Origin of the sequence: Nonomuraea sp. NPDC052116, from assembly GCF_040680035.1 — a bacterium.
Taxonomy (GTDB): domain Bacteria; phylum Actinomycetota; class Actinomycetes; order Streptosporangiales; family Streptosporangiaceae; genus Nonomuraea; species Nonomuraea angiospora_A.
This window is the reverse complement of sequence record NZ_JBFAWA010000006.1, coordinates 157,845-171,463: the sequence shown is the minus strand read 5'-3', so window position 1 is coordinate 171,463 and position 13,619 is coordinate 157,845. Positions and strand designations below refer to the sequence as shown.

The window sequence follows — 13,619 nt, the reverse complement described above, 5'->3', positions numbered from 1 at the left end:
TCCTCACTCGTTGTGCTCGGCGCGGCCCTGGCGCCAGTAGCCCATGAAGGCCACCGCGCGCCGGTCCATGCCGCGCTCGGCGACCAGGTATCGCCGCAGGGACCTGATCACCGCCGCCTCGCCGGCCAGCCAGGCGTACAGCGGCTCCGTGCTCTCCTCCTCCGGCACCTCCCACAGCTCCTCCACGTCGACGTCCACGTCGTCGAACGTGTCGGGCACGGGCAGCGGCGGCAGCAGCCGACCGGCGGCCGACCGCAGGGCAGGCTCCAGCAGGGTGCCGCGCTCGGCGTCGCCCCTGGCCAGCCACTCGACCTTCACCTGGCTGGCCGTCCGGACCTCCAGGAAGTCCTGCTCGCAGGGCACCTCCATGAGCGCCGTGCCCGTGAAGCCGTCCGGGAGCCGTTCGAGGATGGAGCAGATCGCGGGGACCGCCGTCTCGTCGCCGGCGATCAGCACCGTGCCGGTGCCGGCCGGCGGCTGGAACACCACGTTCCCGTGCGCTTCGGGGTGCCGCGCGTCGCCGCCGAACAGCACCGCGACGTCATCGGGCCGCACCTCCTGCGCCCACCGCGCCACCGGCCCGTCGCCGCCGGGGTGCATGACCACGTCGACGTCCACCTCGCGCTCGGCCTGCCTGACCAGCCTGGCCGTGTACGTGCGGATGGGGTTGCGCCTGTCGTCGTCCAGCTCGCGCCACCGCGGGAACCAGTCGGAGCCGGTGGGCAGATGGGCGAGGCCGTGACCGGGGAGGGGGAGGATGAGCTTGATCCGCTGGTCGTAGCCGTTGTCGGCGAATATGCCCAGGTCCTCCCCTGTGAAGGTGACCCGGAGGAACGATGGGCTCAACCGTTCCAACCTGGCCACACGCACGTCGAACATGCGATAGGGCTCCACCAGCGCCAGCCTCCCGCCGCAACCATTAGGTGAGGCTAACCTAACCCATCACGATCGCGAACGCCACGCCGGGCCCGCGTCCCGGTCAGCGGCGCAGAAACTCCCGCAGGTGGGCGAGCAGGGCCTCCGGGCGTTCCTCGGCGATGAAGTGCCCGCACTCGGGGATCTCGGCGGCGGTGACGTCGGCGGCGTACTCCCGCCAGATCTCCTCCGACGGCAACCGCGCCGGCAGCCCCACCGACCCCCACAGGGCCAGCACGGGCATGGTCAGGCGGCGCCCCGCGGCGGCGTCCTCGTCGTCGAGCGCGAGGTCGCGCTCGTGTGCCCGGTAGTCGTCGAACCCGGCGCGCAGGGCCCCCGGACGGCCGAACGCCTGGACGTAGACGTCGACCGCCTCGGCGGGCAGGCCGTGCCGGTTGTACGTCCAGCGCTCGAAGAAGTACTCCAGATAGCCCCGGACGTCGTGCCCCACCAGGCGTTCGGGCAGGTCGGGCTGCAGGTGGAAGAGCCAGTGCCAGTAGCCCGCGGCCACGGTCGCGTCCAGGCGGCGGAACATCTCGCGCGTGGGGACGATGTCCAGCACCGCGACCTTGCCGACCTGGTCGGGACGGTCGAGCCCCCAGCGGTGGGCCACCCGCGCGCCGCGATCGTGCCCGACGACCGCGGCCCGCCCGAACCCGAGCGCGTCCACCAGCTCCGCCATGTCCGCGGCCATCCGCCGCTTGTCGTAGCCGCCGGCCGGCTTGTCGCTCAGCCCGTACCCCCGCAGGTCGGGGGCCACCACCGTGAACTCGGCCGCCAGCGGCTCGACGATGTGCCGCCAGCAGTGACCGGTCTGCGGCCAGCCGTGCAGCAGCACCACCAGGGGCCCGTCGCCGGCCCGCGTGTAGTGCAACCGGATGCCGTCGACCTTTGCCACGCCCGTCGTATTCATTGGCTCAGTAGATCATGGGACGATCCCGTGACCCCATAAAGCCCAAAAAATAGGGGCATTGACGAAAAATCCTTACATGGTACTCATAGATCGAGTCGGAAAGTTTCAGGACCCCCCACCGAGACCGTCCAGAGCTCACCCGAGGAGGACGCGCATGGCGCGCACCCAGCCCCCCGAGACCCCCATCGACTTATACGCCGCCGTCCAAGGAGAGGTCTCCTGGTTCTGCTGCGGCACCGCCTGGGGACCGTGCAGCACCACAGGCAAGGGCGCCTGTGGCACCTGCAACTCCGGCAGCCTCCAGCACGCCTGGCCCAACACCTCCGACGCCTGCTGGGCCATCACCCACCCCGACACCTGCGGCTTCAACCTCTCCCGCCGGACCTGCGGTTTCCAGCACCGCACCACCAACCTGTGCAGCGGCGTCAGCGTCGTCACCTCCATCGCCGACTGCGGCCCGCAGACCGACCTGTTCTGCGGCGAGCGCAGCTGCTGCGGCTCGACCTGCGCCACCGACCGGATCATCGACCTCACGCCGGCGGCGTACAGCAAGATCGCCAGCCTCTCCACCGGCCTGCGTCCCTGCTCGATCGACGCGGCGTGAGGGGGCGACGATGACCAGCAGAAGAGACATGCTCAGGTCCGCCCTGCTCGGCGGCGGCGCCACGGTCGTGGCCGCGAGCGCGATGGGCTCGCTCGGCCCCGAGGCGGCCTTCGCCAACACCGCGCTCGACGTCGACCCCGGCGCCCCCGACCCCAACTTCGCCGAGGGCCGGATCCGTTCGATCAAGGACAACACGCTGCTCGTCCTCGGCTCGAACATGGTCATCCACAACATCAAGGTCGTGGACGGCACGAGCCTGTGGAAGCTCGGTCCCGTGGCGTTCGACGCGGCACAGCCCGGCGACGGCCTGTACGCCCGCGGCGTGCGGATGCCGGACGGCACCCTCGCCGCCGAGTCGGTCTGGCTCAACATCGTCAACATCAAGGGCCACATCAAGAACATCACCGACAAGACCATCCACCTCGACCACAACGGCAAAGAGGTGCTGTGCCACGTCGTGGCCGGCAAGTCGGTCGCGATCCACTCCGAGTCGCCGGCCACCTCGGACCTGTCGATGCTGAGGGTCGCCCAGCACGTGCAGATCCTCGGCGCCTGGCGGCCCGACACGAACGAGGTCGACATCGCCACCGTCTTCTCCCCGCACTAGGAAGGAGCGTTGAGCATGCACGGGATCGCCGCGACGCAGCCGTACGTGATCGCCCTGTTCCTCGCCTGGGCAGGCCTGATGAAGCTGTTCAGCCGGCGGATGCGGGTGCAGGCGGGGCAGACCGCCCTGGCCCGGCTGGTCGGCGCGGCGCGCGCGGTCCCGGCGCTCCGGATCGTCGGGGTGGCCGAGCTCACGGTGGCCGCCGTCCTGCTGCTGCCGCCCGTCTCGCCCTGGGAGGGCGCGATGGCCGCGCTGCTCTCCGCCGGGTTCCTGGCGTATCTCACCTATTCGTACGTGGCCGCGCCCACCGCGTCGTGCGGCTGCCTCGGCGCCCACTCCAAGCCGGTGGACGTGCGGGCCTTCGCCCGCGCGGGGCTCCTGCTGGCCGCCAGCCTGCTGGCCGTCCCGGCGGACCCGGGCCCGCCCCTGGTGGCGCTCGGCCTGGCGGAGGCCGTGGCCCTGATGGCCCTTTCTGCGGAGCTGGACCGCTACTGGCTCACCCCCTTGCGGCAGCTGCGCGTACGGCTGCGCGGCCCGCTCGCCGTGCAACCGTCGGAGCACATCCCGCTGGGCGCCTCGCTGCACCTGCTCTACCGCAGCCCCGCGTACTGCTCGGCGTCCGCGCAGATCACCTCCGACGTCCAGGACACCTGGGACGAGGACGGCCTGCGGTTCGTCGTCTTCGGGGCCCGCGAGCGCACGGCGGTCTTCGCCGTCCCCCTCGCCGGGAACGACCCCTCGCGCGTCCTGGTCACCCTCGTGGGCGCGTGACCCGGCACCACCATCCATCACCCGAAAGGTCGACGCCATGCGATTACGTGCTTGGCTCGCGTCAGGGGCGGTGCTCGCCGCCGGCCTGCTGACGGCTCAACCCGCGCTCGCGGCCCAGGCCGCGGTCACCTTCCACGCCGACTCCGGGGACCAGTGCCTGCGCGGGGTCACGGAGGGAACCCTGGAATGGGCCGAAGTGGCCATCGTCAAGGTGGACGGCTTTCTGGCCGACGACGCGCCGATCTCGTCGTGCGCCCCTGACGGGATGTACTCGCAGGCCACCTTCTCCGCCTACAAGGGCACCACCCTCGTCGACTCCGAGGCCGTCAAGGCGGACGACGCCAAGGTCGCGATCGCCCTCGCACTGTCCGACCCGGCGGGGGTCACGGCCATCGATCGCGTGGTCGTGCAGGTGTGCCGGTTCAGCAGCACCCCGGTCGGGATCAGCTACTGCGGCAAGGCCGCCGAGTACAAGGCGCCCTGAGCCGTGGGACGACCCGTGCCCGTCCGCGCGGGGACGGGCACGGGCGGTCGTCAGCTCAGGGTCACGGAGCCGCGGGGGGTGTCCAGCACCGCCCGCAACGCCGATTCCGGCCCCTTCGAGACCTCCAGCTCCGCGTCGATCGCGGCCAGCTCGCGGCGCAGCGCGTCGGGGTCGGGGTGGGTGGCGGTGAAGGCGGCCAGCCCCAGTTGCGGCAGCCCCGAGGCGGCCGGGTGCGCCGTCCGGCCCCAGTCGATGAGGAACGGCACCGGGTTGATCGCCGCCGGGTCGGCCCACCTGGTCAGGCGCCACTCCAGCAGCGTGCCCGCGGGCGTGCGGCGCGAGAGCGGCTGAACCTCGCCGGGGTCGACGCCGAGCGCGCGGGCCCGCCGTACCGTCTCGTCGATGTCGGCGGGCCGCACCGCCCACCCGGCGAGCCGGGGCGCGGTGAGGGTCTCCAGGCCGAACGCGCGTGGCCGCGCGCCCGGCGCCGCCGGATCCGGGCCGATGATCTCCAGGTACGCGGTGGGACCCAGGCCGACCAGGTAGTTGGCGGTTCCGCCCGGGTGGCTGCCGCCCGGCGCCGGAGTCACGCCGGCGGCCTCGGCGAACGCGATGACACCCGCGGCCAGGTCGGGCACCGCGTAGACGAGGTGGTCGAGCTCCGCCGTCATGACGCGGGCTCCTCGACGGGCTCGCCGAGCGAGAGCATGAGACGGTTGGCCCAGTTGAAGAACGCGGCCGCGTGGATGACGTCGCTGATCGCCAGGTCGTCGAGCCCGGCCGCGCGCAGCGCCTCGACGTGGTTCGCGCCGAACTCGGCCGGGGTGGCGGCCAGGGCCACCGAGGCGTCGATGATCGCCTGCCACTCCCCGTCCTGGGGCGCGTTGACCCCTTCGTCGAGCAGCCGCTGCACGTCGTCGGCCCGCTTGGAGTAGTGGGCGGCGAAGCGGGCGTGCACCGAGGCGCAGAACACGCACCCGTTGCGGCGCGAGGTCGCCGTCGCGGCCAGCTCGCGCCCGGCCCGCGGCAGCCCGCCGTCGGCGTTGTAGAAGATGTCGTTGTCGGTCCTCGTCCTGGCCTGCAGGGTCGCCGGGTCCCTGGCCAGGAGCAGGAAGTACGGCGACTTCGCGCGGGCCTTGTCGACCAGCGCCTCGTAGTGCTCGTCGGTCAGCTCGTCCGTCTCCAGGGGCGTCAGCCAGGGCTCCCACCCGAGCTGATCCCGCGTGAACGCCAATTGAGTCATGAGGTCGCTCCGTTCTGCAGGTGACGCAGCCCGGCCACCACGCGGATCTGGAAGGTGAGGAAGGCGACGAGCTGCGACAGCGTCACGACGCCCGTGGCGCTCCAGCCCGCCCGGGCCAGCGCGTCCAGGGACTCCCGCCCCGCCTCCCTGGGGCGGAACACGAGCAGGTGAGCGTGCTCGAACGCGGCGGCGAGCCGTACGCCGAGGTCGCCCGGGCGCCGCGCCCGGTAGCGCAGCCCCTCGTCGCTCTCCACCGACAGCGGGCCCTCGCCCGGGTAGACCCCGTACGGCCCGGTCGTGGCCCCGGCCGAGACCTCCGACTCGACCGCCGCGAGCAGCCCGGGTGAGAGCTCGGCCAGCCGGTCGGCGTAGAAGCGCGCGATGCCGGGGGCGTCGTGCAGCCCGGCCACGAAGGCGGCGACCGCGTCCCGCTCGACGAGCGTGATCTCCTCCTCCGTCTCAGGGCTGAACAGCGCGTCGTAGCTGCGCTGGGCGTGCTCCCGGGCGGCGGGCCGGCGGGCGCGCAGCCGGTCGAGCGACGAGCCGGGCTGGATGCCCGCCAGATGGTCGATGACGTCGGCGATCATGTGGTGCTCAATTCTGTGGAGGGAACCCAGCCGAGCGCGGGCGCGACCTCGGTCGCCAGCAGCTCGATCGAGCGGAGGACGAGCGGATGCGGCGGGTCCACCGAGTGCGCCTGGAGGACCAGGTCGGTGACCCGTTCGAGGGTCGGGTCGGCCTTGAGGCTCTCGATGACGTCCTGCGGCGTACCCACGTGCACGTCGAACGCGGCGATGCGCCGGTCGAGGTCGCTGTCCGGCAGCTCGAACGGCAGCCGCCCCCGCCCGAGCCCGAGTTCGGCGTAGCGCAGCGCCTCAGCCCGGCTGTCGGCCACGAACGCGGTCCGGGAGGCCATGATCCGCGGGGCCGAGCCGGGCGGCAGGTGTTCGAGGTAGGCGTCCAGGATGGGCCGCTGGATCTGGGCCAGCGTGGCCTGCGGGTCGTCGGCCGGGCGGGGCTGCGTGCGCGAGAGCATGAGCCCGTGGCCCGCCTGCCCGGCGCGTACGCCGCCGCCGACCGAGAACGTCGCCTGCCAGACCGCCTCCAGCAGCCTCGGCGCGGGCGGGTAGAGCCGGTTGCCGCCGCCGAGGTCGCCCCCGGACCAGGCGTTGAGCAGCACCGCCAGATGCTCGGCGTAGACGGCCGAGCGCTCCGCGCTGTCGTGCCCGAACGGCGCGAACGACGCGGGCGTCCCGCCGCTGCCCACGCCGACCTCCAGCCGCCCGCCGGTGAGCAGGTCGAGCACGGCGGTGTCCTCGGCCACCCGCACCGGCTGCTCCAGCGGGAGCGTGATGATTCCGGTGCCGAGCCTGATGCGGCTGGTCCGGGCGGCCACGTGGGCGAGGAACACCAGCGGCGCGGGCAGGCCGCCCTCCGCGCCGTCGAAGTGGTGCTGCGCGACCCAGGCCGTGTCGAACCCGTACGCCTCGGCGTGCGCGATCTGCTCGGTGGCCAGCCGGTAGCGCTCGCCCGCGGGAACGTCGTCCAGCAGCCGGGTGAAGAAGCCGAGCCTCATATCGCGGGCTCCGGGATGGCGGCCAGGAGCTCGCGGGTGTATTCGTGCCGGGGGTCGGTGAAGACCCGCCGGGTCGTTCCTGATTCCACGATTCTTCCCTTGTTCATGACGGAGACGGTGTGCGAGATCTGCCGCACCACGGCCAGGTCGTGCGAGATGAAGAGATAGGTCAGTCCCAGGTCGCGCTGGAGCTGTTCGAGCAGGTCGAGGATCTGCGCCTGCACGGTGACGTCGAGGGCGGAGACGGCCTCGTCGAGCACGACGACCTCGGGCCCGGCCGCCAGCGCGCGGGCGACGGCCACCCGCTGCCGCTGCCCGCCGGACAGCTCGCGCGGCCTGCGGGTGAGCACGTCCCGCGGCAGCGCGACCCGGTCGAGCAGGTCGAGCACGCGGGCGCGCCGCTCGGCCCGGTCCCCCAGCCGGAAGTTGCGCAACGGCTCCTCCACGATGTCGCCGATCGGCTGCCGGGGGTCCAGCGACCCGTACGGGTTCTGGTGGACGAGTTGCACGTGCCGGCGGAACCCGCGGCCCTGCCCCGCCCCGGCGATGGTGACCGTTCCCGAGGTGGGCTCGGCGAACCGCACCACCATCCGGGCCGTGGTCGTCTTGCCCGAGCCGGACTCGCCCACGAGCGCGTGCGTGGTGCCGCGGGCCACCTCGAACGAGACCCCGTCCACCGCCCTGAACCCCTTGAACTCCTTGACCAGGTCGCGCACCACGATCGCGGGCTCGCTCCCGGGAGGGGGGTCGCGGAACGGGGACGCCGACAGCGACGGGGCGTCGTTCAGCAGGCGCTTGGTGTAGTCGGCCGCCGGGGAGGCCAGCACCTCCGGCGTCCGGCCCTGCTCCTCGATCCGGCCGCCCTTCATGACCACCAGCCGGTCGGAGCGGGCGGCGGCCACACCCAGGTCGTGGGTCACCAGCAGCAGCGCGGTGCCGGACTCCGCGCGCAGGTCGTCGATGAGGTCCAGGATGCGCCGCTGCACGGTGACGTCCAGGGCGCTGGTGGGCTCGTCGGCGATGATCAGGCGGGGTTCGAGCGCGATCGCGATGGCGATGAGCACGCGCTGGCGCATGCCGCCGGACAGCTCGTGCGGGTACTGGCGGGCCCGCGCCTCGGGGTCCGGCAGGCCCACGCGCGCCAGCAGGTCGACGACCCGGCTCCGGATCGCCCGCCGGTCGCCGCGCCTGTGGATGCGCAGCACCTCGGCGATCTGCGCCCCGACGGTCTTGACCGGGTCCAGCGAGCTGGACGGGTCCTGGGGGATCAGGCCGATCTGGGCGCCGCGTACCGACTCCATGCGCTTCGACGACCAGGACGCCAGGTCGGCGTCGCCCAGCAGGATCCGGCCCGCGTCCACGGCGCCGTTCGAGGGGAGCAGGCCGATGACGGCGTGCGCGGTGGTGGACTTGCCCGATCCCGACTCGCCGACGACGGCGACGACCTCGCCGGGCTCCACGGTGAAGGAGACCCCCTCGACCGCGCGCCTGCCGTCGTAGGAGACGGCCAGGTCGCGGACCTCCAGCAGGCTCACTCGTGCCTCCCGATCGAACGGCTGATGCGGCCGGCGGCGAGCACCACCGCGACCACGACGGCGCCCGGCAGCGTGGTCAGCCACCATGACGTCGCCAGGTAGTTGCGCCCCTCGGAGATGAGCAGGCCCCACTCGGGCGTGGGCGGCTCGGCGCCGTACCCGAGGAAGCCGAGCGTCGAGATGGCCAGGATGGCCATCCCGAACTGCAGCGCCGCGAGCGCGATGACCGGGCCGAGCGAGTTGGGCAGCACGTGCCGCCACAGCACGGCCGGGAACCGGCCGCCGCTGCCGAACGCGGCCTCCACGTAGTCGGTGCGCCGCACCCGGACCACCTCCGAACGCGACAGCCTGGCGAAGGCCGCGACCGAGCCGACGCCGACCGCGATGGCCACGTTCACGGTGCCGGGCCCGAGCAGGATGATCACGGTCAGGGCCAGGAGCAGGCCGGGAACCGACAGCAGCACGTCCACGATCCGCATGACGGCCTCGTCCGGCACCCCGCCGACGGATCCGGCCAGCAGCCCGAGCAGCGTGCCCAGCACCAGGCCCACTGCCACGGCCACGAACGCGCCCGACAGCGAGTGCACAGACCCGTGCACCACCCGCGCGAACAGGTCGCGTCCGACCGCGTCGGTGCCGAACAGGTGGTACGCGCTCGGCGCCTGCAGCTTCTCGGCCGGGACGCCCGCGATCGGGTCGTACCCGGTGAACAGGCCCGGCACCACGGCCCAGAACAGGGCCAGGCCGATCACCGCCCACGCGAGCGCCAGCCCGCCTTTGCGCTTCACGAGGCCGCCCCTTCGCTTCACGAGGCCGCCCCTTCGCTTCACGAGGCCGCCTCGATCCGCGGGTCGAGCACCGGGAACAGCACGTCCACCACCAGGTTGACCAGCACGAACACCGTCGCGGCGAGCACGACGACGGCCAGCATCACCGGCGTGTCCTGCGCGTTGACGGCCTGCTCGGTCAGCCGTCCGATGCCGCCGCGCCCGAAGACCGTCTCGGTCACGACCGACCCGGCGATCAGCTCGCCCAGCGTCAGCCCCGCCACGGTCAGGGTCGGCAGCACGGCGTTGCGGGCCACGTGCCGCCACAGGATCCACCACCGCGAGGCGCCCTTGGCCGCGACCACGGGCACGAACGCCTGCGTGGACACCTGGTCCATGCTGCGCGCCAGCACCTGGGCGATCGGCGCGGAGATGGGCACGGCCAGCGTGAGCACCGGCAGGACAAGTTGCTGCACCGGCCCGCCGCCGATGACGGGCACCAGCTTGAGCCGGAACGAGAACACCTGGATGAGCAGGATGCCCAGCCAGAACGCCGGGATCGACACGAACACCGACGGCACCGACAGCAGCGCGTTCCTGATCCAGGAGGTCCTGCTGTAGCCGGCCGCGAACGCGATCAGCACGGCGATCAGCACCGCCAGCGCGAACGCGGCCGAGGCCAGCTTCGCCGTCTCCGGCAGCGCCTCGCCCAGCCGCTCGACGACCGGCGTTCCGGTGTCGATCGAGTAGCCGAACGAGCCGCGCAGGAAGCCGAGCAGGGTGTTCAGGTAGTCGAGGAGCGGCGGGTCGCCGGCGCCGTAATAGGCCCGGATCTCGGCGATCTGCTGCGGCGACAGGCCCAGCTCGGGGTTCTGGAACTTGATCAGGATCGAGTCGCCTGGCAGCAGCTGCAGCAGCACGTAGCTTGCCGTGAAGGCGATCCAGAGCACGAGCGCCGCCTGCCCGACCCGGCCGAGCAGGTACCTGGTCACTGCTGCGACTTCCACACCGAGTAGAACCACGGCCTGGCGACCGCCTCGAAGGCCACCCCCTGGACGTACGGCGCGCCGCCGTAGACCTGCGGCTCCTCGAAGAGCGGGATCGCGTAGCCCTGGTCGAGCACGTACCGCTGGATCTCGGCGACCTTGGCGTTGCGCTTGGCGACGTCGGGCTCGGCCGACTCCTCCTCCAGCAGCTTGTCCAGCTTGGTGTCGTCGGACAGGATGACGTCGCGGTTCTTGCTGTGGAAGTGGCTCTTGATCACGTCCTGGTCGGCGCGCCCGACCATGCCGTGCTGGATGGCGGTCTTCTCGGCGTTCTTGATGTCCACGGCCTGGGTGCCCGCGTCGGCGGGGCGGATCTCCAGCTTCACGCCGAGCTTGGCCCACTGCTGGCCGACGAGTTCGAGCGTCTGCTTCGACAGCGGCTGCGGGCCGGAGACGAACACGCCGAGCTGCAGCGGCACGCCGTCCTTCGCCCGGGTGCCGTCGGCGCCCCTGGCCCAGCCCGCCTCGTCGAGGAGCCGGTTGGCCTTGTCGGGGTCGTAGGCGAGGTCCTTCGACAGGTCCACGTAGCCCTGCGCCAGGTGGCTGAGCACCGAGGTGGCCGGCGGGTAGCTCGCGGTGAAGAGGGTGTCGACGACCTCCTTGGCGTTCGTGCCGGCCTGGAGGGCCTTGCGGACCTTGACGTCCTTCAGGATGCTGTTGCGCGGCCGCAGGTAGAGGCCGTTGTTGACGCCTCGCGTGGGCTCGGCGTAGATCTGGAAGCCCGCGTCCTTGACGGTCTTCTCGTCGTACGCCTGGACGTACCTGACGAAGTCGGCCTGGCCGGAGGTGAGGGCGCCGACGCGCACGTTGTCCTCGGGCGTCACGATGATCTTGATTTCGTCCAGGTACGCGCGGCCCTGGTGCTTCGACGACGGCGGCGCCCAGTTGTAGTCCTTGCGCGCGACCAGGTCCACCTCCTTGTCGACGACCTGGTTCTTCAGCGTGAAGGGGCCGGAGCCGACGATGTTCTTGAGCTGGCACTGCTGCTCGTACGGCAGCGAGATCGTCTTCTTGGACACCAGCCCGGCGCCGATGACCGAGGTGCCCTGGAGGAAGCCGGGCGACGGCTTGTCGAAGTGGAAGCGCACGGTCAGCGGGTCGACGACCTCGCTGCGCCGGTAGTTGTTGACGAACTCGGCGACGGGCAGCTTGAGCTTCTCGTCACCCAGGCCGTACACGTCGAAGTTGGCCGCCACGGCGGAGGCGTCCAGCGGGCTGCCGTCGCTGAACGTCACGCCGTCGCGCAGGTGGAACGTGTACTCGGTGGCGTCCTTGTCGACCTCCCACTTGCTGGCGATCCAGGGCTCGATCTCGAGCGTCTTCGGGTTCTGCCAGGTGAGCTTGTCGGTGATCTGGTTGAGGATGCCGCCGTTGGGATAGAACCCGGCCGCCGGCAGGTAGAGGCAGGTCGGGGGCTGGTGCTCGAGGTAGGTGAGCGTGCCGCCGTAGACCGGCTGCCCGCCGCTCCTGGCCGACTGGGCAGCTCCGCCACCGCCACAGGCGCCGAGAAGCCCCACGACGGCGAGCATCGCGGCGCTCGCCACGGCTGTGGTGCGCAGTCTGGAGGATGACATGGGAGATCTGCCCTTCGTTGTACGGGAGCCATCGGCGCAAACCACTATAACCTACCTATAAAGCAGGAAATAGTGAGATAACGCACCCAGGCATGCCCGCCTCAGGAGTGCTATGCGGGCTCGGCGGGGTCCACGACGTCGGCGAGGGTGATCTCGCCCAGCAGCGCGTCCTCGTGGCTGCGCAGCTGGGCCCAGATCGCGGCCAGCGGCGCGGCGGCCTTCGGGAAGGGCCGGGTCGCCTGCTCCACCCCTTCGGTGACGCGGATGATGTCGGCCAGGGCGATCTCCTTGGCCGGACGGGCGAGCCAGTAGCCCCCGTCGGGGCCGCGCTGGCTGTTGATGAGGCCGGCCCTGCGGAGCTGGAGCAGGATGTTGTCGCAGAAGCGGCGCGGGATTTCCTGGCTGGCGGCGATCCATTCCGCGTGCACCGGGCCGTCCGCCACGGCCAGGGCGAGCATGGCGCCGAGCGCGTACTGGGTACGGGCAGAGATTCTCATAGGCATCAATGCGTCGGGCTCGGCTCCCCCACGGGAAGCCGAGCCTGCGCGCGTGGCCTCAGGCGGAGGCCGTCTCCTCCTCTGCCGTCGCACGGGCCTGCAGCTCGGACTCGACCGCCTCGACCGACTCGTTGGCCTTGTCGCGGCGGTACTCGCGGACCGACCAGGCGATGGCGGCCACCCAGATGACGGCGATGACGATGTACGCGACCGCCTGGACGCCGCCGGAGGCCTTGATCCAGTCACTGCGCAGCAGGCTGCGCACGTTGGTCAGGACGATGACGCCGCCCACGGCCGAGCCGAGGATGCGCGGCGGGATGTGCCGGACGAGCCAGGCGGCGATCGGCGCGGCGATGACGCCGCCGAGCAGCAGTACGGCCACCCAGGCGAAGTCGATGTTCTCGGAGCCGATGCCGACGAAGAAGCCGAGGCTGGCGGCGATGGCGACGAGGAACTCGCTCGCGTCGATCGAGCCGACCACCTTGCGCGGGGCCAGGCGGCCGCTGGCCAGGATGGCGGGGGTGCCGACGGGGCCCCAGCCGCCACCGCCGGTCGCGTCGACGAAGCCGGCCACCAGGCCGAGAGGGGCGAGGAAGCGCCTGCGCAGCGGCTTGCCCAGGTTGCCGCGCGGGAGCCCGAAGGCGGTGAATCGGATGAGGATGTAGACGCCCAGCGTGAGCAGGATGAGCGACATGACCGGGGCGGCGACCTCGGTCGAGAGGCTGGACAGGAACGTCGCGCCGGCGAAGGCGCCGATCGCTCCCGGGATGCCGATCTTGGCGACGACTTTCCAGTCGACGTTGCCGAAGCGCCAGTGGGAGATGCCCGAGGCGAGCGTGGTGCCGATTTCCGCGAGGTGGACGGTCGCCGAGGCGGCCGCCGCGTTGGTGCCGATGGCCAGCAGAAGCGTGGTCGACGTGACGCCGTAGGCCATGCCCAGGCTTCCGTCGACGAGCTGGGCCGCGAAACCGACCAGCCCGAGCAGGATGAGCGCTCGCACAACCGCCCCTTTCCCTATCTTTCCTACTATCCAAGTAGGGTTAAGGATTTATGAGTTTCAAGATCGAGTCAAGTCATGGATCGCTCT

At 71.6% G+C, this 13,619-nt stretch carries 16 protein-coding genes; 4 read left to right on the top strand and 12 right to left on the bottom strand.

Annotated features, from left to right (window positions below; translation table 11 throughout):
- Positions 1 to 3 precede the first annotated feature (3 nt).
- Both AB0L65_RS13320 and AB0L65_RS13315 read right to left on the bottom strand, forming a co-directional pair.
- The gene (locus AB0L65_RS13320; protein ID WP_364244186.1) at positions 4 to 879 is read right to left on the bottom strand and encodes a siderophore-interacting protein; all 876 of its coding nucleotides are present in this window, start codon (positions 877 to 879) and stop codon (positions 4 to 6) included.
- A gap of 100 nt (positions 880 to 979) precedes the next feature.
- Positions 980 to 1,828 carry an alpha/beta hydrolase gene (locus tag AB0L65_RS13315; protein ID WP_350728550.1) on the bottom strand — a complete coding sequence of 283 codons (849 nt, stop codon included), beginning with the start codon at positions 1,826 to 1,828 and terminating at the stop codon, positions 980 to 982.
- A 154-nt stretch (positions 1,829 to 1,982) separates the two neighbouring features.
- On the opposite strand from AB0L65_RS13315, the gene AB0L65_RS13310 reads away from it, so the two are divergent.
- The 4 genes from AB0L65_RS13310 to AB0L65_RS13295 are packed head-to-tail and all read left to right on the top strand — an operon-like array spanning position 1,983 to position 4,294.
- Complete coding sequence (locus tag AB0L65_RS13310) at positions 1,983 to 2,432, top strand: hypothetical protein (protein ID WP_192790359.1); 450 nt, start codon at positions 1,983 to 1,985, stop codon at positions 2,430 to 2,432.
- A gap of 10 nt (positions 2,433 to 2,442) precedes the next feature.
- Entirely contained in the window at positions 2,443 to 3,039 is a 597-nt protein-coding gene (locus tag AB0L65_RS13305; RefSeq protein ID WP_364244182.1) for a cell wall protein, read from the top strand.
- 15 nt (positions 3,040 to 3,054) lie between these two features.
- Positions 3,055 to 3,810, top strand: a complete 756-nt coding sequence (locus tag AB0L65_RS13300) for a MauE/DoxX family redox-associated membrane protein (protein WP_364244179.1) — start codon at positions 3,055 to 3,057, stop codon at positions 3,808 to 3,810.
- A gap of 37 nt (positions 3,811 to 3,847) precedes the next feature.
- The gene (locus AB0L65_RS13295; RefSeq protein ID WP_364244176.1) at positions 3,848 to 4,294 is read left to right on the top strand and encodes a hypothetical protein; all 447 of its coding nucleotides are present in this window, start codon (positions 3,848 to 3,850) and stop codon (positions 4,292 to 4,294) included.
- A 50-nt stretch (positions 4,295 to 4,344) separates the two neighbouring features.
- Here AB0L65_RS13295 and AB0L65_RS13290 read toward each other — a convergent pair whose 3' ends face one another.
- The 10 genes from AB0L65_RS13290 to AB0L65_RS13245 form a co-directional block, all read right to left on the bottom strand.
- The gene (locus AB0L65_RS13290; RefSeq protein WP_364244173.1) at positions 4,345 to 4,965 is read right to left on the bottom strand and encodes a VOC family protein; all 621 of its coding nucleotides are present in this window, start codon (positions 4,963 to 4,965) and stop codon (positions 4,345 to 4,347) included.
- Positions 4,962 to 5,537, bottom strand: a complete 576-nt coding sequence (locus AB0L65_RS13285) for an alkylhydroperoxidase domain protein (RefSeq protein ID WP_364244171.1) — start codon at positions 5,535 to 5,537, stop codon at positions 4,962 to 4,964. The genes AB0L65_RS13290 and AB0L65_RS13285 overlap by 4 nt, the downstream gene beginning before the upstream one ends.
- A complete protein-coding gene (locus tag AB0L65_RS13280; protein WP_364244168.1) occupies positions 5,534 to 6,124 on the bottom strand; it encodes a CMD domain protein in 591 nt (196 codons plus the stop codon). Before AB0L65_RS13280 ends, AB0L65_RS13285 begins: the two co-directional genes overlap by 4 nt.
- Positions 6,121 to 7,113, bottom strand: coding sequence for a putative FMN-dependent luciferase-like monooxygenase (locus tag AB0L65_RS13275; protein ID WP_364244165.1), 993 nt, complete (start codon positions 7,111 to 7,113; stop codon positions 6,121 to 6,123). Before AB0L65_RS13275 ends, AB0L65_RS13280 begins: the two co-directional genes overlap by 4 nt.
- Positions 7,110 to 8,648, bottom strand: a complete 1,539-nt coding sequence (locus tag AB0L65_RS13270; RefSeq protein WP_364244162.1) for an ABC transporter ATP-binding protein — start codon at positions 8,646 to 8,648, stop codon at positions 7,110 to 7,112. The genes AB0L65_RS13275 and AB0L65_RS13270 overlap by 4 nt, the downstream gene beginning before the upstream one ends.
- Entirely contained in the window at positions 8,645 to 9,436 is a 792-nt protein-coding gene (locus AB0L65_RS13265; protein ID WP_364244159.1) for an ABC transporter permease, read from the bottom strand. Before AB0L65_RS13265 ends, AB0L65_RS13270 begins: the two co-directional genes overlap by 4 nt.
- A 38-nt stretch (positions 9,437 to 9,474) precedes the next feature.
- Positions 9,475 to 10,422, bottom strand: coding sequence for an ABC transporter permease (locus AB0L65_RS13260; protein ID WP_364244156.1), 948 nt, complete (start codon positions 10,420 to 10,422; stop codon positions 9,475 to 9,477).
- The gene (locus AB0L65_RS13255; protein WP_364244153.1) at positions 10,404 to 12,035 is read right to left on the bottom strand and encodes a TIGR04028 family ABC transporter substrate-binding protein; all 1,632 of its coding nucleotides are present in this window, start codon (positions 12,033 to 12,035) and stop codon (positions 10,404 to 10,406) included. The genes AB0L65_RS13260 and AB0L65_RS13255 overlap by 19 nt, the downstream gene beginning before the upstream one ends.
- Before the next feature lie 110 nt (positions 12,036 to 12,145).
- Entirely contained in the window at positions 12,146 to 12,532 is a 387-nt protein-coding gene (locus AB0L65_RS13250) for an Rrf2 family transcriptional regulator (protein WP_364244150.1), read from the bottom strand.
- A gap of 58 nt (positions 12,533 to 12,590) precedes the next feature.
- Positions 12,591 to 13,532, bottom strand: a complete 942-nt coding sequence (locus AB0L65_RS13245; RefSeq protein ID WP_364244147.1) for a sulfite exporter TauE/SafE family protein — start codon at positions 13,530 to 13,532, stop codon at positions 12,591 to 12,593.
- Positions 13,533 to 13,619: the final 87 nt, after the last annotated feature.